A 16,295-nucleotide genomic window follows, 5' to 3' on the forward strand; every position below is an offset into this window, starting at 1 on the left:
TGAATCATGAGAGTAAGTGCACAACATAAAAATGCCCGTATTTCAGCTCAAAAAGCTCGCTTGGTAGCTGATTTGATCCGTGGTAAAGACGTTGCCCAAGCGTTGAACATCTTGGCATTCAGCCCGAAAAAAGGCGCTGAATTGATTAAGAAAGTTCTGGAATCAGCCATCGCCAATGCAGAGCATAATAATGGTGCTGACATTGACGAACTGAAAGTGGTAACTATCTTTGTTGACAAAGGCCCTAGCTTGAAACGTTTCCAAGCTCGTGCCAAAGGTCGCGGTAACCGCATTGAAAAACAAACTTGTCATATCAATGTGACAGTGGGCAACTAAGGAAAAGCTATGGGACAAAAGATTAATCCTACAGGCTTTCGCCTGGCGGTAACTAAAGACTGGTCTTCTAAATGGTTTGCTAAAAGCAACGATTTTTCGACTGTGTTGAAGCAAGACATCGACGTGCGCAACTATCTGCGTACCCGTTTGGCAAACGCTTCTGTCGGTCGTGTTGTAATTGAGCGTCCTGCAAAATCAGCTCGTATTACGATTTTCTCTGCCCGTCCGGGTGTGGTAATCGGTAAAAAAGGCGAGGATATCGAGATTTTGAAACGTGACCTGCAAGCGCTGATGGGCGTGCCTGTTCACGTAAATATTGAAGAAATCCGTAAGCCTGAGCTGGATGCGCAAATTATTGCCGACGGCATTGCGCAACAATTGGAAAAACGTGTTCAATTCCGCCGTGCAATGAAACGCTCTATGCAAAATGCAATGCGTGCCGGTGCGAAAGGCATCAAAATTATGACTTCAGGCCGTCTGAATGGTGCGGATATTGCCCGTAGCGAATGGTATCGTGAAGGTCGTGTGCCTTTGCATACTCTGCGTGCAAACGTGGCTTATGCGACCAGTGAAGCACACACTACTTACGGTGTGTTGGGTCTGAAAGTTTGGGTTTATACTGAAGGCAACGATAAGTCTGCCGCTAAACCTGAGCAAGAGAAGAAACAAAGAAAGGCAGGTGGTCGTCATGCTGCAGCCAACTAGACTGAAATACCGCAAACAGCACAAAGGCCGCAACACCGGCGTTGCCACTCGCGGCAACAAAGTCAGCTTTGGTGAATTTGGCCTGAAAGCTGTAGGTCGCGGTCGCTTGACTGCACGTCAAATTGAGGCGGCACGTCGTACAATGACCCGCCACATCAAACGTGGTGGTCGTATTTGGATTCGTGTATTCCCTGATAAACCGATTACTGAAAAACCTATTCAAGTTCGTATGGGTGGCGGTAAAGGTAACGTTGAATACTACGTTGCTGAAATTAAACCGGGCAAAGTATTGTACGAGATGGACGGTGTGCCTGAGGCATTGGCTCGCGAAGCCTTTGAATTGGCTGCTGCCAAATTGCCTATTCCTACAACCTTTGTAGTAAGACAGGTAGGTTTGTAATGAAAGCAAATGAATTAAAAGACAAATCTGTTGAGCAGTTGAATGCCGATTTGCTGGATTTGTTGAAGGCTCAGTTTGGTTTGCGGATGCAAAATGCGACTGGTCAATTGGGCAAACCGAGTGAATTAAAACGAGTTCGTCGCGATATCGCTCGTATTAAAACCATTTTAACTGAAAAAGGTGCTAAGTAATGAGCGAAGCTAAAAATGTTCGTACTTTGCAAGGCAAAGTAGTCAGTGATAAAATGGATAAGACAGTTACTGTACTGGTTGAGCGTAAAGTGAAACACCCGTTATACGGTAAAATTATTCGTTTATCTACCAAAATCCATGCTCATGACGAGCAAAATCAATATGGCGTGGGTGATGTTGTAGTAATCGAAGAGTCGCGTCCATTGTCAAAAACTAAATCTTGGATTGTCAAAGAATTGGTTGAGAAAGCGCGTACTGTTTAATTTTTGATACAGTAATGCACTAATAGGAAACGAAGTATTGCAGCAAATCCGATTTGCGTGTAAACTTCGTTTCTTATCTTTCAGTTTCTTTCTGAAAGTTTCTTCCCTTCGGGATCCAAGACTGGTTTACTGGAACCGTGATGGTTTCATTTAATAAGCAGCAATTCATGTTGCGAGTTATTTGAAAATGGTAAATTAAGTTGGTTAATTTAAAGGTAATAACATGATTCAAATGCAGACCATCTTAGATGTGGCTGACAACTCTGGTGCGCGTCGTGTGATGTGTATCAAAGTGTTGGGCGGATCTAAGCGTCGCTATGCTTCGGTTGGCGATATTATTAAAGTTGCAGTAAAAGATGCTGCACCTCGTGGCCGTGTGAAAAAGGGTGATGTGTACAATGCGGTAGTGGTTCGTACTGCCAAAGGTGTTCGTCGTCCGGACGGTGCTTTAATCAAATTTGATAACAATGCTGCTGTATTGTTGAATAACAAACTTGAGCCACTGGGTACCCGTATTTTCGGACCGGTAACCCGTGAATTGCGTACTGAGCGATTCATGAAAATTGTTTCATTGGCACCTGAAGTATTATAAGGAATATAAGCGATGAACAAAATTATTAAAGGTGATCAGGTAATTGTTATTGCCGGCAAAGACAAAGGCAAACAAGGTCAAGTAGTCAGTGTGTTGGGTGAAAAAGTTGTTGTTGAAGGTGTAAACGTTGTAAAACGCCACCAAAAACCAAACCCTATGCGCGGTATCGAAGGTGGTATCATTGCTAAAGAAAAACCTTTGGCAATCTCAAATGTAGCTATCTTCAATCCTGAAACTAAAAAAGCCGACCGTGTTGGTATTAAATTGATTGAGAACGAAGGTAAAGTAAAACGCGTTCGTTTCTTTAAATCTAATGGCTCTATCATTGGAGCATAAGGAGATAACATGGCTCGTTTGAGAGAGTTCTATAAAGATACAGTTGTACCTGAATTGGTAAAACAATTTGGTTATAAATCAGTAATGGAAGTGCCTCGCATTGAAAAAATCACTCTGAATATGGGTGTTGGCGAAGCAGTTGCTGATAAAAAAGTGATGGAACACGCTGTATCTGATTTGGAAAAAATTTCCGGTCAAAAAGCAGTAGTAACTGTTGCACGTAAATCTATCGCCGGCTTTAAAATCCGCGATAACTATCCGGTAGGCTGTAAAGTAACTTTGCGTCGTGATCAAATGTTTGAATTCTTGGATCGTTTGATTACTATCGCATTGCCTCGCGTGCGTGACTTCCGTGGTGTAAGTGGAAAATCATTTGACGGTCGCGGTAACTACAATATGGGTGTACGCGAACAAATTATTTTTCCGGAAATTGAGTACGACAAAATCGACGCTTTGCGTGGTCTGAATATTACTATTACGACTACTGCAAAAACCGATGAAGAAGCAAAAGCTTTGTTGTCTCTGTTCAAGTTTCCGTTTAAAGGATAATCATGGCTAAAAAAGCACTTATTAATCGCGAGCTGAAACGTCAGGCTTTAGCGAAAAAATATGCAGCTAAGCGCGAAGCAATTTTTGCTGTAATCAACGATTCTAATGCTACTGATGAAGAGCGTTTCGAAGCTCGCTTGAAATTCCAAGCAATTCCGCGCAATGCCGCACCTGTACGCCAACGCCGTCGTTGTGCATTGACAGGCCGCCCTCGTGGTACTTTCCGTAAATTCGGTTTGGGCCGTATTAAAATCCGTGAAATCGCTATGCGTGGCGAAATTCCGGGTGTTGTTAAAGCTAGCTGGTAATAGGAGTATTAATAATGAGTATGCATGATCCTATTTCCGATATGTTGACTCGAATCCGCAATGCGCAACGTGCAAATAAAGCAGTTGTGGCAATGCCGTCTTCAAAATTGAAATGTGCAATCGCTAAAGTTTTGAAAGAAGAAGGTTATATTGAGGATTTTGCGGTTTCTGCTGATGCAAAACCGGTATTGGAAATTCAATTGAAATATTATGCGGGCCGTCCGGTAATTGAACAAATCAAACGTGTTTCACGTCCTGGCTTGCGTATTTACAAAGCTTCCAGCGAAATTCCTAGCGTGATGAACGGCTTGGGTGTCGCTATTGTTAGTACTTCTAAAGGTGTGATGACTGATCGTAAAGCCCGTGCTACAGGTGTGGGTGGTGAGTTGTTGTGCATCGTTGCCTAGTGGAGAAAGATAAATGTCACGCGTAGCTAAAAACCCAGTGACTGTTCCTGCTGGTGTAGAAGTAAAATTTGGAACAGATGCATTGGTTATCAAAGGTAAAAACGGCGAATTGTCTTTCCCTTTGAATGCTGATGTAGCTATCGAATTGAACGATGGTAAATTGACTTTTGCTGCTGCAAACAATACCAAACAGGCAAATGCCATGTCAGGTACTGCACGTGCATTGGTTAATAACATGGTTAAAGGTGTTTCTGAAGGTTTTGAGAAAAAACTCCAGCTGATCGGTGTGGGTTATCGTGCCCAAGCCCAAGGTAAAGTATTGAACCTGTCTTTGGGTTTCTCTCATCCGATTGTGTATGAAATGCCCGAAGGTGTTTCTGTTCAAACGCCTAGCCAAACAGAAATTGTTTTGACTGGTGCAGATAAACAAGTTGTTGGTCAAGTTGCTGCCGAAATTCGTGCCTTCCGTTCTCCTGAGCCTTACAAAGGTAAAGGTGTACGTTATGTTGGCGAAGTGGTGGTAATGAAAGAAGCCAAGAAAAAATAATTGAGGTTCACTAATGAATAAACATGCAACCCGACTCCGTCGTGCACGCAAAACCCGTGCACGTATTGCGGACTTGAAAATGGTAAGATTATGCGTGTTCCGCACAAATAATCACATTTATGCTCAAGTAATTAGTGCAGAAGGTGATAAAGTATTGGCACAAGCCTCTACCTTGGAAGCTGAAGTGCGTAATACTTTGAAATCAGGCAGCAATGTTGAAGCAGCTGCTGTGATTGGCAAACGTATTGCAGAAAAAGCAAAAGCTGCCGGTGTAGAAAAAGTTGCTTTTGATCGTTCTGGCTTCCAATATCACGGCCGCATTAAAGCTTTGGCTGAAGCTGCCCGTGAACATGGTTTGAGCTTCTAATATTTGGAGACTGTCATATGGCAAAACATGAAATTGAAGAGCGCGGTGACGGCTTCATTGAAAAAATGGTCGCAGTAAACCGTGTTACCAAAGTGGTAAAAGGTGGCCGGATTATGGCCTTCTCGGCTTTGACTGTTGTAGGTGATGGCGATGGCCGCATCGGTATGGGTAAAGGTAAATCTAAAGAGGTTCCTGTTGCCGTACAAAAAGCAATGGATCAAGCACGCCGTTCAATGATTAAAGTACCTTTGAAAAACGGTACCATTCATCACGAAGTAATCGGCAAGCATGGTGCAACACGTGTATTCATGCAACCTGCCAAAGAGGGTAGCGGTGTGAAAGCCGGTGGTCCTATGCGTTTGGTTTTTGATGCTATGGGTATTCATAACATCTCTGCCAAAGTACATGGCTCTACCAATCCTTACAACATTGTTCGTGCAACTTTAGATGGTTTGTCTAAATTGTATACTCCTGCTGACATTGCTGCGAAACGTGGCCTGACAGTAGAAGATATCTTGGGAGCTAACCATGACTGAGCAAAAGAAAATCAAAGTAACTTTGGCTAAAAGCCTGATTGGTACTATTGAATCTCACCGTGCATGTGTACGCGGTTTGGGTTTGCGCCGTCGCGAGCATACCGTTGAGGTTTTAGATACCCCTGAAAACCGTGGTATGATTAACAAAGTCAGCTACCTGTTGAAAGTGGAGTCATAATATGTTTTTGAATACTATTCAACCTGCTGAAGGTGCTACTCACGCTGCACGCCGTGTAGGTCGCGGTATCGGTAGCGGTTTGGGTAAAACAGGCGGTCGCGGCCATAAAGGCCAAAAAAGCCGTTCAGGCGGTTTTCATAAAGTAGGTTTCGAAGGCGGTCAAATGCCTTTGCAACGCCGTTTGCCTAAACGCGGTTTCAAATCTCTGACTGCTTCACGTAATGCTGAAGTGCGCTTGAGCGAACTGGCTTTGGTTGCTGTAGAAGAGATTGATGTATTGGCTCTGAAACAGGCTGGTCTGGTTCCTGCTGATGCTCTGAATGTAAAAGTCATTGCTTCCGGCGAAATTGCCAAAGCAGTAACTTTGAAAGGCGTTAAAGCAACTAAAGGTGCCAAAGCTGCTATTGAAGCTGCCGGCGGTAAAGTTGAAGAATAAGGCTTAAATCATAGTGGCTAATCAACAATCTTCCTCAGGTTTATCAAAATTTGGTGACTTGAAAAAACGTTTGATGTTTCTCTTGGGGGCATTGTTCGTTTTCCGTATTGGTGCTCATATTCCAGTGCCTGGTGTAGATGCTGTTGCTTTAGCTAAATCATACGAAGGCGCTGCAAACGGCATCCTGGGGATATTAAATACATTCTCAGGAGGCTCGTTAGAGCGCTTCAGTATATTTGCTATCGGTATTATGCCGTATATTTCTGCTTCGATTATTGTCCAGCTGGCTTCGGAAATCCTTCCTTCTTTGAAGGCTTTGAAAAAGGAAGGCGAAGCCGGCCGGAAAATTATCACGAAATATACTCGATATGGCACGGTTTTATTGGCAATTTTACAAAGTTTTGGCGCTGCGGCATTTGTGTTGCAACAAGGTGTAGTAGTTGCTAGCCAGTTTGAATTCTATATCTCGACAGTTGTATGTTTGGTTACCGGAACCATGTTTCTGATGTGGTTGGGTGAACAAATTACCGAGCGGGGTATCGGTAACGGTATCTCATTAATCATTACTGCAGGGATTGCTTCAGGTATTCCGTCAGGTATTTCCCGTTTGTTTTCGTTGGCAAATGAGAATATGTTGATGGCTGTTTCAATCGTAATCGGCGTATTGTTAATGATTTACGCAGTTGTTTTCTTTGAAAGCGCACAGCGTAAAGTACCGGTTCATTATGCTAAGCGGCAATTTGGTAATGGTGTCATTAGAGGACAGAATACCCATATGCCATTCAAACTGAATATGGCTGGGGTGATTCCACCGATTTTTGCATCAAGTATTATCTTATTTCCCTCAACCCTGTTGAGCTGGTTTGGATCAAATAATACAGATGGTTGGCTTTATAAAGTTGCAACGATGCTGCAACATGGTCAGTCGCTGTATGTTGTATTATTTGCAGTAACCATTATTTTCTTCTGCTATTTTTATACGGCATTGGTTTTCAGTCCGAAAGAAATGGCTGAAAATCTGAAGAAAAGCGGTGCATTCATTCCGGGAATAAGACCGGGGGAGCAGACTTCCAGATATCTGGAAAAAGTAGTGCTTCGATTGACTTTGTTTGGTGCGCTGTATATCACGACAATCTGTTTGATTCCTGAGTTTCTGACCACAGTGCTGCATGTTCCGTTTACCAATTTGGGCGGTACATCGCTGCTGATTTTGGTGGTGGTAACAATGGATTTCAGTACGCAAATTAATTCGTACCGTATGACTCATCAGTATGAAAGTCTGATGCAACGTCCAGATATGAAATCATTATCACGTAAGTAAAATTATGGCTAAAGAAGATACCATACAAATGCAGGGCGAAATTCTTGAAACTTTGCCTAATGCAACGTTTAAGGTTAAACTCGAAAATGACCATGTAGTGTTAGGTCATATTTCCGGTAAAATGCGGATGCACTATATCCGGATTTCTCCGGGCGATAAAGTAACAGTCGAGCTGACGCCTTATGATTTAACCCGTGCTCGTATTGTGTTTCGAGCAAGATAGACTGTAGTAATAAAGGAAAAAAAATGCGCGTACAACCTTCTGTAAAGAAAATTTGCCGCAACTGCAAAATTATTCGCCGTAATCGCGTAGTTCGTGTAATTTGTACTGACCCACGTCACAAACAACGTCAAGGTTAAGAGGCTTATTTTCTCTTTAATTGATTTGTGGTATAGTGACAGACTTTGCCCTAAAAGGAAAAAAATATGGCTCGTATTGCAGGGGTAAATATCCCTAACAACGCCCATATCGTAATCGGTCTGCAGGCCATTTACGGTATTGGTGCTACTCGTGCTAAATTGATTTGCGAAGCAGCAAATATTGCTCCTTCAACCAAAGCAAAAGATTTAGATGAGGCTCAATTAGACGCTTTGCGTGAACAAGTTGCCAAATACGAAGTAGAAGGCGATTTGCGTCGTGAAGTAACTATGAGTATTAAACGATTGATGGATATGGGTTGCTATCGCGGCTTCCGTCATCGTCGCGGCTTACCTTGCCGTGGTCAACGCACTCGCACCAATGCGCGTACCCGTAAAGGTCCACGCAAAGCGATTGCCGGTAAGAAATAATTTTTAAGGATTTGATTAATGGCTAAAGCAAACACAGCTTCGCGTGTGCGTAAAAAAGTACGTAAAACCGTAAGCGAAGGTATTGTTCATGTACATGCATCTTTCAACAATACCATCATTACAATCACTGACCGTCAAGGCAATGCATTGTCTTGGGCTACCTCTGGCGGCGCTGGTTTTAAAGGTTCGCGTAAAAGTACACCGTTTGCAGCTCAGGTAGCTGCAGAAGCAGCTGGTAAAGTTGCCCAAGAGTATGGCGTTAAAAATTTGGAAGTCCGCATCAAAGGCCCAGGCCCGGGTCGCGAATCTTCCGTACGTGCGCTCAACGCTCTGGGTTTTAAAATTACCAGCATTACCGACGTTACTCCGTTGCCTCATAACGGTTGCCGTCCGCCTAAAAAACGTCGTATTTAATATTTGGAGTGATTTGAAACATGGCACGTTATATTGGCCCTAAATGTAAATTAGCACGCCGCGAAGGTACGGATTTGTTTTTGAAGAGCGCCCGTCGTTCTTTGGATTCTAAATGTAAAATGGATTCCGCTCCCGGCCAGCACGGTGCTAAAAAACCGCGTTTGTCAGACTACGGTTTGCAACTGCGTGAAAAACAAAAAATCCGTCGGATCTATGGCGTATTAGAGCGTCAATTCCGCCGTTACTTTGCAGAAGCCTCCCGCCGTAAAGGTTCTACCGGCGAGTTGTTGCTGCAACTGTTAGAATCTCGTTTGGATAACGTCGTGTACCGTATGGGTTTCGGCTCTACCCGCGCCGAAGCACGCCAACTGGTTTCCCACAAGGCGATTACCGTTAACGGTCAAGTAGTCAATATCCCGTCTTTCCAAGTTAAAGCAGGTGATGTTGTTGCTGTTCGCGAGAAAGCTAAAAAACAAGTACGTATTCAAGAGGCTTTGAGCCTGGCTACCCAAATCGGCTTGCCGGCATGGGTTTCCGTTGATGCCGACAAATTGGAAGGCGTATTCAAAAATATGCCGGATCGCTCAGAACTGACTGGCGATATTAATGAACAGCTGGTGGTAGAGTTCTACTCTAAATAATGCTAGCTCTGTGAGGGACAGTTAAATGCAAAATAGCACAACCGAATTTTTGAAACCTCGTCAAATTGATGTAGACACCTTGTCGGCTACCCGTGCCAAAGTGTCAATGCAACCTTTTGAGCGTGGTTTTGGCCATACTTTAGGTAATGCTTTGCGTCGTATCTTACTGTCATCCATGAATGGTTTTGCTCCGACTGAAGTGGCCATTTCCGGCGTGCTGCACGAATACTCTACTGTTGACGGTATTCAGGAAGATGTTGTTGATATCCTGCTGAATATCAAAGGTATTGTATTCAAGCTGCACAGCCGTGACCAAGTTCAACTGACTTTGAAAAAATCAGGTGCAGGTGCAGTTGTGGCCGGAGACATCGAATTGCCGCATGATGTGGAAATTCTGAATCCGGAACACGTTATTTGCCACCTGTCCGATAACGGTCAAGTAGAAATGGAAATCAAAGTCGAGCAAGGCCGTGGTTACCAATCTGTTTCAGGTCGCCGTTCCGTTCGTGACGAAGGCAAACAGATTGGTGCGATTCAGTTGGATGCGAGCTTTTCGCCCATCAGCCGTGTTAGCTTTGAAGTTGAACCTGCACGCGTAGAGCAACGTACCGACTTGGATAAGCTGGTATTGGATATTGAAACCGACGGTTCGATTGAGCCTGAGGAAGCTGTACGCAGTGCCGCACGTATTCTGATTGACCAAATGTCTATTTTTGCCGACCTGCAAGGTACTCCGGTTGAAGAAGTGGAAGAAAAAGCCCCACCGATCGACCCGATTCTGCTGCGTCCGGTAGATGATTTGGAATTGACGGTACGTTCAGCTAATTGCCTGAAAGCTGAAGATATTTATTATATTGGCGACTTGATTCAACGTACTGAAACCGAGCTTCTCAAAACTCCGAATTTGGGTCGTAAATCTTTGAATGAAATCAAAGAAGTGTTGGCTTCCAAAGGCCTGACACTGGGTTCAAAATTAGAAGCTTGGCCGCCTGTAGGCTTAGAAAAGCCGTAAGTTTGAAGATTAAAGGATAATGACATGCGTCATCGTAATGGTAACCGCAAATTAAACCGCACCAGCAGCCACCGTGCCGCTATGTTGCGTAATATGGCAAACTCATTGCTGACTCACGAAACTATCGTGACAACTTTGCCAAAAGCTAAAGAATTGCGCCGTGTGGTTGAGCCCCTGATTACTCTGGGTAAAAAACCTTCTTTGGCAAACCGTCGTCTGGCATTTGACCGTACTCGCGATCGCGATGTAGTGGTTAAACTGTTTGACGAACTGGGTCCACGTTTTGCTGCTCGCAATGGCGGCTATATCCGTGTCCTGAAATACGGTTTCCGCAAAGGCGACAATGCTCCTTTGGCATTGGTTGAGCTGGTTGATAAAGCTGAAAACGCAGCTGAATAATCAACGTTGGTAAAAAACGCTGTCTGATGATGAATCAGGCAGCGTTTTTTGTTGCATGAAAACCCGAAGAGGCCGTCTGAAAATGAGAGTTGTGTTTTCAGACGGCCTTGGTGCTGTTGTTATGGTGAAAACACTTAATTGTTTAATAGTGTTGCCCTGATGTTTTTCCTGTTTGAGGGGTTGTTGTCAGGTCAAGGCAGTAATCTTATCAGCATTCACTATAAATAGTAGTAATTATTGTTTGTATTATTTTCTATTGTCCTTTAGAATCTGCTGTTTGATTTTTAAGATGATTGTTGAAGATGATGGTTCCCATGTGGCAGTGCGTTGCCATATTCAGTGGGAACAGTGTTATTTGGATTATGGCTGAAATGGGGAATGCCGTTATATAGTGAAACAACCTCAAAGCACGCCAGCGTTGGCTTCGCCCGGCTCAAAGAGGACGGTTTTATAACCGGATGAAACGACCATCCGGATAAAACCTGTCCTGTACTATTTGTACCGTCTGCGGCTTTGTATTGCTTTGAGATTATTTCACTATAAGATGTCGGTAAAATGGAAACAGATGATGAAGAATATTATTTACGGTTTGTGGTTGGGCTTGGGCAGTTGTGTGGCGGCCAATGTTGCGTTGGCGGAAGAAACGGCGCAGTTTGAGCGGGAACGTGAACGGGCGGATAGTGAGCGTTTGCAGCAAAACCGGCACTTTGAAGCCTTGTCTGTTGAGGCGGATAAACCGAAAACGGAATGGCCGCCGGTTGCGGACGGGAAAACGGTCAGTCTGACCAGAGAGGAAGCCTTGGCACATCCCGATTTGCTGAATCAGGCTTTGGCTTCGGCTTTGCTGCAAAATCAGCTTGATAAAGTGCTGTTTCTGTATCCGATTTACACCAAATTGCCGCCGCAGGAACAGGACGCTTTGGCAAGAAAATGGGCGGATGCAGTTTATGAGCGGTCGCAGCGGCGGCATACGCAGGCAATCCGCCTGTATCGGGAACTGATTGCACAAAGCAACCAGTTGTTTCTTATCCGTTTCCAATTGGCGCAGGCTTTGTTTGAAAACAAGGAATTTGAGGCAGCGGAAGACCAGTTCCGCAAGCTGGCGAGTGAGCGCCAAGTGGCGGAGAATCCGCAACTGGCGAAAGTTGTGGGGGAGTATTTGCAGGCGGTGCGCAACGGTCAGACGTGGAATTTTTCCGGCGGCGTTACTTATCTTCAGGATAAAAACATCAATTCCGCAGCGAGTGATTTTGATTATACGGTTGATCGGCGGGATGCTGAGGGCAACATCATCGGGCAGGCGAAGGTGTCTTCGGACAAACCCGAATCGGCTTCGGGATTGAATTTCAATGCCGGTGCGGAACGCCAGTGGCAGTGGGGCAACGGTTGGTTTCACCAATTTCAGTCCAATGTATCCGGCAAATATTATTGGGACAATAAACGCTTTAATGAGGTAACGGGCAGGGTCGGTGCCGGTGTCGGCTATCAGAATATTACCGATAAAGTAGCGGTTACGCCGTTTGTCGAACAAAGCTGGTATGCCGGCGGTTCGAAGCAGAGCGATACCGTGCGGCGGTTTTCCCGTTCGGCGGGCGTGAGCGTGGAAGCGTCCAAATGGCTGAATCATCAATGGCAGGTGTCGGGCAATGCCGAATACGCCCGTCAGCGTTATCAGGAACGCAAGCATTTGGACGGACACAGCAGTCTGCTGTCGCTGACGGAGTTTTATTTGCCGAATGCCCGACAGCATTGGTTTGCCGGTGCGGATTATCTGTACAACAAAACCCGTGATAAAGAAAATGCCTACCAAAGGCCGAGCGTTCGTTTGGGTTGGGGACAGGAATGGGGCAAAGGATTCTCGACACGGGTGGTATTGAGTTACGGCTACCGCCGCTATCAAGCGCCGAATTTCTGGCAGAGCGTGCAGAAAAACCGTGAATTTTCCGCCAATGTCAGCGTGTGGAACCGGGCGTTGCATTTTTGGGGCATTACGCCCCGTCTGACGTGGCAGTATCAGCAGACCAAGAGCAACCAGAAATTTTATACCCACGATAAAAACCGCCTGTTTATTGAGTTGAACAAGCAGTTTTAACCCGACATGGTTCGGCGTTTGTTTATTGCCCGCCGACCTGTCGGCTGCGCAGCCACTGCGTCAGCGGGTGGTCGGGCAGTAGCAGGCCGAAGCGGCGGAAAGCGTCTAACGTAACCAACAGCGAATCGTCCATCAGCAAATCCTTGTGCATGGCGGCGGTTAAATCCGCAACGGTGAACAAGGAAAACGAAGCGACTTCGCCGTCTTGGTTTTCCGGCTCGAAGCCCGGCGGCAGCACCACATCAAACACATGCAGAATTTCATCATGCAGCCCGCGCGGCACGCTGCGGACGCTGTGCAGCCGTGAAACAGTTTCGGCATGGCAGAACAAATCAGACGGCAGCCCGGCTTCTTCCTGACTTTCCCGCACCAAGGCTTCAAGCGCACTTTCGCCCGCAGTAATGCCGCCGCCGACCAGATTGTCCAATTTATCGGGCGCAACCGCTTTATACGGGCTGCGGCGGCCGATCCAGAATTGCCATTGCTCATCGGCGCAGGCCAATCCGTTTACATGAACCGCATGGCTTTGCAGCCCCAAAGGGCGGAAGGCGGCACGTTCCAATACAAACAGCGGTTTGCCCTCGGTATCGAAAACATCGAAACACTCGTTGCGCCAGCCTTTCAGCAGCCCCGAGCGGCTCCATTTCGCCGCCATATACTGCAGGCTGTCGCCCATTGCCAGCCAGTTGTCGGCATTCAGCGCCAAACCGTCGGCACGGATTTCCAAACCGCCTTGCCAGTCTTTGACAATCTGCTCATGCCATTGTAAATTCAGACGGCCTAAAGGCAGACCGTTGAGCCATAAAGTCCGCCACTCGCCCTCGGCCCGATAATGGCGCTGTATCCATTGCCACAATGCGTCGTGGTCGGCAATGTCGAGCGGCTGCGGGAAATTGGGGCGGGTATTCATGTGGAGAACTTTCTTTGTTTGCTCGGAATAAATTGGATTGTAACGGTTGGGTGGCAGCTTGCAAAGCAGCAAGGCCGTCTGAAAACCGACATGCCGTTTTCAGACGGCCTATCGTGAATTCACTTTAAAAGTATTACAGCGTTGGCTCGTCCGGCTCAAAGAGAACGGTTTTTGTAACCGGATGAAACAACAATCCGGACAAAACCTGTCCCATACTACCTGTACTGTCTTCGGCTCGCCGCCTTGTACTACTTTTAAAGTGAATCCACTATATAAGAAAACTACGTTTGGCAGATACTTCAGGCTATAATGGCAGTCCGTGCAACAAAGAGATACCGCAATGAGCGAATTGAGTGAAATTCTGGCGCACAACCGCCAGTTTGTCGATTCCGGCGAATACGCCAAATTTTTCACCGACAAATATCCCGTGCGCGAGCTGGCGATTTTGTCGTGTATGGATGCCCGCATTATCGAGCTTTTGCCCCGGGCGCTGGGTTTGAAAAACGGCGATGCCAAACTGATTAAAAACGCCGGCGCACTGGTCAGCCACCCGTGGGGATCGGTGATGCGCAGCCTGCTGGTGGCAGTGTTTGAACTGAAAGTCAAAGAAATCATGGTGGTGGCGCACCACGACTGCGGTATGCAGAAACTCAATGCCGACGGTTTTCTAAAAAAAGCCGAAGCGCAGGGCATTGCCGCCGACCGTATCGAAACCCTGAAAAATGCCGGCATTGATTTGGATAAATGGCTGACCGGTTTCGACAGCGTGGAAGACAGCGTCCGCCACACCGTTTCCCTCATCCGCCGCCATCCGCTGATGCCCGCAAACATTGCCATTCACGGGCTGGTGATTCACCCGACGACCGGCAAACTGAATTTGGTGGTGGACGGCACCGTGCAGCCGGAAACCGATGAAGCCGGTGCCATGCCGTCTGAAAACGGACAAAACGCATTGCCGCCAAAGAGAACGCCATGAAACCGATCGGACTTTTCGGGGGAACATTCGACCCCGTGCATAACGGACACCTGAACATCGCCCAAGCCTTTGCCGACGAAATCGGGCTGGAAACCGTGATTTTCCTACCGGCGGGCGAACCGTATCACAAAACCGCCGCCCAAACCGCCGCCGCCCACCGCTTGGCAATGGTCGAAGCCGCCGTCGCCGATTATCCGCAATTTGCCGTCAGCGACTGCGACATCGTCCGCCAAGGCGCAACCTATACCTTCGACACCGTGCAGATTTTCCGCCAGCAGTTTCCCAATACCCCGCTGTGGTGGTTGCTCGGCAGCGACAGCCTGATGAAGCTGCACACGTGGAAACGCTGGGAAACGCTGGTGCGGCAAATCAACATCGCCGTTGCCATGCGGGAAGGCGACAGCCTCAACAAAACCCCGGCCGTATTGCATTCATGGCTGGGCGGCGCACTGCAAAACGGCAGCGTCCGCATACTGAATACCCTGCTGTATCCCGTCAGCTCTACCCAAATCCGCAGCGAACTGCAACAAGGCCGCTTTTCAGACGGCCTGATACCGCCGCAGGTCGAACGCTATATCCGCCGCCACGGTTTGTATCAAAATTGAAGATGTGAAATTGCGTAAAAAAGCAGAGAATACAGCTTGATGCGTTATAATGCCGTCTGAAAATTGAGTAAAGCGGTTTCAGCAAAACCGAAACCATAGCAAAATTAGGAAAACCATGAACGAACAAGAATTAGCCGCCCTGCAAAAAATGGTAGAAGTGGCCGTAAACGCTTTGGAAGACATCAAAGCCAAAGACATTTCCGTATTGGAAACCCAAGACAAAACCGCCCTGTTTGCCCGCATGATTATCGCCAGCGGCGACAGCACCCGCCAAGTCAAAGCACTGGCCAACAGCGTTGCCGTCGATTTAAAAGAAGCCGGTTTCGAAATTCTGAGCCAAGAGGGCGACAGCGGCGAATGGACGCTGGTTGATGCCGGCGACTTGGTGGTACACGTTATGTTGCCCGCCGTGCGCGATTTCTACGACATCGACACCCTGTGGGGCGGCGAAAAACCGTCGTTCCACGCCGGTATGCAGAAACCTTGGCACGCCGCCGACTGATTTTCCACACAACATCTCATAAGGAGATAAACATGGCATTCAAAAAAATCCTGTTCCCGTCAGCGCTGGTGTTGGCATTGGCCGCCTGCGGCAGCGTCAATCACGACCATCACCACGGACACCATCACCACCATCATCACGGCAAAGCCCAACAAGTCCGCCAATTTGAATGCAGCAACGGTCTGACCGTCGGCGTACAAAACCTCGGCAACGACCAACTGCGCCTGACCGCCAACGGCCAAGCCCTGCTGCTGAAAAACGCCGTAGCCGGTTCCGGTGTCCGCTACGTTGCCGACAACGGCTTCGAATGGCATGAAAAACGCGGCGAAGCCGCATTCGCCTACCGCGATGCCCAAGGCAATCACGAAGTAATGTGTACCGCCAAATAAAGCAAACGCTGATGCCGTCTGAAAACGCATATCCCGTTTTCAGACGGCATTTATTATGGCAAGGCTTTCAGTTATATCTGATATATAGTGGATT

At 46.8% G+C, this 16,295-nt stretch carries 29 protein-coding genes; 28 read left to right on the forward strand and 1 reads right to left on the reverse strand.

Annotated features, from left to right (window positions below; all coding sequences use genetic code 11):
- The first annotated feature begins 6 nt into the window (after positions 1-6).
- The 24 genes from rplV to PJU73_RS08880 all read left to right on the forward strand — a co-directional run bounded on the left by rplV (position 7) and on the right by PJU73_RS08880 (position 12,819).
- On the forward strand, positions 7-336 hold the full coding sequence (gene rplV, locus PJU73_RS08765; RefSeq protein WP_003749277.1) for a 50S ribosomal protein L22: 330 nt from the start codon (positions 7-9) through the stop codon (positions 334-336).
- A gap of 9 nt (positions 337-345) precedes the next feature.
- Positions 346-1,041 (forward strand): 30S ribosomal protein S3, encoded by a 696-nt coding sequence (gene rpsC / locus PJU73_RS08770; RefSeq protein WP_237090460.1) that lies wholly within the window; start codon positions 346-348, stop codon positions 1,039-1,041.
- Positions 1,025-1,441 (forward strand): 50S ribosomal protein L16, encoded by a 417-nt coding sequence (gene rplP, locus PJU73_RS08775; RefSeq protein ID WP_165010579.1) that lies wholly within the window; start codon positions 1,025-1,027, stop codon positions 1,439-1,441. Before rpsC ends, rplP begins: the two co-directional genes overlap by 17 nt.
- On the forward strand, positions 1,441-1,632 hold the full coding sequence (gene rpmC / locus PJU73_RS08780; RefSeq protein WP_019272314.1) for a 50S ribosomal protein L29: 192 nt from the start codon (positions 1,441-1,443) through the stop codon (positions 1,630-1,632). Before rplP ends, rpmC begins: the two co-directional genes overlap by 1 nt.
- Positions 1,632-1,895, forward strand: coding sequence for a 30S ribosomal protein S17 (gene rpsQ, locus PJU73_RS08785; protein ID WP_165010577.1), 264 nt, complete (start codon positions 1,632-1,634; stop codon positions 1,893-1,895). The genes rpmC and rpsQ overlap by 1 nt, the downstream gene beginning before the upstream one ends.
- A 223-nt stretch (positions 1,896-2,118) precedes the next feature.
- Entirely contained in the window at positions 2,119-2,487 is a 369-nt protein-coding gene (gene rplN / locus PJU73_RS08790) for a 50S ribosomal protein L14 (protein ID WP_002215434.1), read from the forward strand.
- Between the two features lie 12 nt (positions 2,488-2,499).
- The gene (gene rplX / locus PJU73_RS08795; protein WP_165090707.1) at positions 2,500-2,823 is read left to right on the forward strand and encodes a 50S ribosomal protein L24; all 324 of its coding nucleotides are present in this window, start codon (positions 2,500-2,502) and stop codon (positions 2,821-2,823) included.
- Between the two features lie 9 nt (positions 2,824-2,832).
- Positions 2,833-3,372, forward strand: a complete 540-nt coding sequence (rplE, locus tag PJU73_RS08800) for a 50S ribosomal protein L5 (protein WP_165090704.1) — start codon at positions 2,833-2,835, stop codon at positions 3,370-3,372.
- 2 nt (positions 3,373-3,374) lie between these two features.
- Entirely contained in the window at positions 3,375-3,680 is a 306-nt protein-coding gene (rpsN, locus tag PJU73_RS08805; protein ID WP_165090702.1) for a 30S ribosomal protein S14, read from the forward strand.
- 14 nt (positions 3,681-3,694) lie between these two features.
- Entirely contained in the window at positions 3,695-4,087 is a 393-nt protein-coding gene (gene rpsH / locus PJU73_RS08810; protein ID WP_237090459.1) for a 30S ribosomal protein S8, read from the forward strand.
- Positions 4,088-4,100: 13 nt separating this feature from the next.
- Positions 4,101-4,634 carry a 50S ribosomal protein L6 gene (rplF, locus tag PJU73_RS08815; RefSeq protein ID WP_237090458.1) on the forward strand — a complete coding sequence of 178 codons (534 nt, stop codon included), beginning with the start codon at positions 4,101-4,103 and terminating at the stop codon, positions 4,632-4,634.
- A 13-nt stretch (positions 4,635-4,647) separates the two neighbouring features.
- On the forward strand, positions 4,648-5,001 hold the full coding sequence (rplR, locus tag PJU73_RS08820) for a 50S ribosomal protein L18 (protein WP_237090457.1): 354 nt from the start codon (positions 4,648-4,650) through the stop codon (positions 4,999-5,001).
- Between the two features lie 17 nt (positions 5,002-5,018).
- A complete protein-coding gene (rpsE, locus tag PJU73_RS08825; protein ID WP_237090456.1) occupies positions 5,019-5,537 on the forward strand; it encodes a 30S ribosomal protein S5 in 519 nt (172 codons plus the stop codon).
- Complete coding sequence (rpmD, locus tag PJU73_RS08830; protein WP_237090455.1) at positions 5,530-5,715, forward strand: 50S ribosomal protein L30; 186 nt, start codon at positions 5,530-5,532, stop codon at positions 5,713-5,715. Before rpsE ends, rpmD begins: the two co-directional genes overlap by 8 nt.
- 1 nt (position 5,716) lies before the next feature.
- On the forward strand, positions 5,717-6,151 hold the full coding sequence (gene rplO / locus PJU73_RS08835) for a 50S ribosomal protein L15 (RefSeq protein ID WP_237090454.1): 435 nt from the start codon (positions 5,717-5,719) through the stop codon (positions 6,149-6,151).
- 13 nt (positions 6,152-6,164) lie between these two features.
- The gene (gene secY, locus PJU73_RS08840) at positions 6,165-7,472 is read left to right on the forward strand and encodes a preprotein translocase subunit SecY (RefSeq protein WP_237090453.1); all 1,308 of its coding nucleotides are present in this window, start codon (positions 6,165-6,167) and stop codon (positions 7,470-7,472) included.
- A gap of 4 nt (positions 7,473-7,476) precedes the next feature.
- Positions 7,477-7,695 carry a translation initiation factor IF-1 gene (infA, locus tag PJU73_RS08845; protein ID WP_003684714.1) on the forward strand — a complete coding sequence of 73 codons (219 nt, stop codon included), beginning with the start codon at positions 7,477-7,479 and terminating at the stop codon, positions 7,693-7,695.
- A gap of 23 nt (positions 7,696-7,718) precedes the next feature.
- On the forward strand, positions 7,719-7,832 hold the full coding sequence (gene rpmJ / locus PJU73_RS08850) for a 50S ribosomal protein L36 (RefSeq protein WP_003697674.1): 114 nt from the start codon (positions 7,719-7,721) through the stop codon (positions 7,830-7,832).
- 66 nt (positions 7,833-7,898) lie between these two features.
- Positions 7,899-8,261 (forward strand): 30S ribosomal protein S13, encoded by a 363-nt coding sequence (gene rpsM, locus PJU73_RS08855; RefSeq protein ID WP_003684758.1) that lies wholly within the window; start codon positions 7,899-7,901, stop codon positions 8,259-8,261.
- Positions 8,262-8,279: 18 nt separating this feature from the next.
- Positions 8,280-8,675: a 30S ribosomal protein S11 gene (gene rpsK, locus PJU73_RS08860; RefSeq protein ID WP_002216249.1), complete on the forward strand. Its 396-nt coding sequence runs from the start codon at positions 8,280-8,282 to the stop codon at positions 8,673-8,675.
- 20 nt (positions 8,676-8,695) lie between these two features.
- On the forward strand, positions 8,696-9,316 hold the full coding sequence (gene rpsD, locus PJU73_RS08865) for a 30S ribosomal protein S4 (RefSeq protein ID WP_237090452.1): 621 nt from the start codon (positions 8,696-8,698) through the stop codon (positions 9,314-9,316).
- Positions 9,317-9,341: 25 nt separating this feature from the next.
- Complete coding sequence (locus PJU73_RS08870; protein WP_237090451.1) at positions 9,342-10,328, forward strand: DNA-directed RNA polymerase subunit alpha; 987 nt, start codon at positions 9,342-9,344, stop codon at positions 10,326-10,328.
- A 24-nt stretch (positions 10,329-10,352) separates the two neighbouring features.
- Positions 10,353-10,727 (forward strand): 50S ribosomal protein L17, encoded by a 375-nt coding sequence (gene rplQ / locus PJU73_RS08875; RefSeq protein ID WP_237090450.1) that lies wholly within the window; start codon positions 10,353-10,355, stop codon positions 10,725-10,727.
- Positions 10,728-11,292: 565 nt separating this feature from the next.
- The gene (locus PJU73_RS08880; RefSeq protein WP_237090449.1) at positions 11,293-12,819 is read left to right on the forward strand and encodes a porin family protein; all 1,527 of its coding nucleotides are present in this window, start codon (positions 11,293-11,295) and stop codon (positions 12,817-12,819) included.
- 22 nt (positions 12,820-12,841) lie between these two features.
- On the opposite strand, the gene PJU73_RS08885 is transcribed toward PJU73_RS08880, so the two are convergent.
- A complete protein-coding gene (locus PJU73_RS08885) occupies positions 12,842-13,729 on the reverse strand; it encodes an NUDIX hydrolase (RefSeq protein WP_237090448.1) in 888 nt (295 codons plus the stop codon).
- A 340-nt stretch (positions 13,730-14,069) separates the two neighbouring features.
- Between PJU73_RS08885 and PJU73_RS08890 the strand changes: the two genes are divergently transcribed.
- From PJU73_RS08890 to PJU73_RS08905, 4 genes are all read left to right on the forward strand, one after another.
- Positions 14,070-14,705 (forward strand): beta-class carbonic anhydrase, encoded by a 636-nt coding sequence (locus PJU73_RS08890; RefSeq protein ID WP_237090447.1) that lies wholly within the window; start codon positions 14,070-14,072, stop codon positions 14,703-14,705.
- On the forward strand, positions 14,702-15,310 hold the full coding sequence (gene nadD, locus PJU73_RS08895) for a nicotinate-nucleotide adenylyltransferase (RefSeq protein WP_237090446.1): 609 nt from the start codon (positions 14,702-14,704) through the stop codon (positions 15,308-15,310). The genes PJU73_RS08890 and nadD overlap by 4 nt, the downstream gene beginning before the upstream one ends.
- Positions 15,311-15,425: 115 nt before the next feature.
- Entirely contained in the window at positions 15,426-15,812 is a 387-nt protein-coding gene (gene rsfS, locus PJU73_RS08900) for a ribosome silencing factor (protein ID WP_237090445.1), read from the forward strand.
- 32 nt (positions 15,813-15,844) lie between these two features.
- The gene (locus tag PJU73_RS08905) at positions 15,845-16,201 is read left to right on the forward strand and encodes an MliC family protein (RefSeq protein ID WP_237090444.1); all 357 of its coding nucleotides are present in this window, start codon (positions 15,845-15,847) and stop codon (positions 16,199-16,201) included.
- The last annotated feature ends 94 nt before the right edge of the window (positions 16,202-16,295 follow it).

Origin of the sequence: Neisseria lisongii (assembly GCF_028463985.1) — a bacterium.
GTDB lineage: Bacteria > Pseudomonadota > Gammaproteobacteria > Burkholderiales > Neisseriaceae > Neisseria > Neisseria lisongii.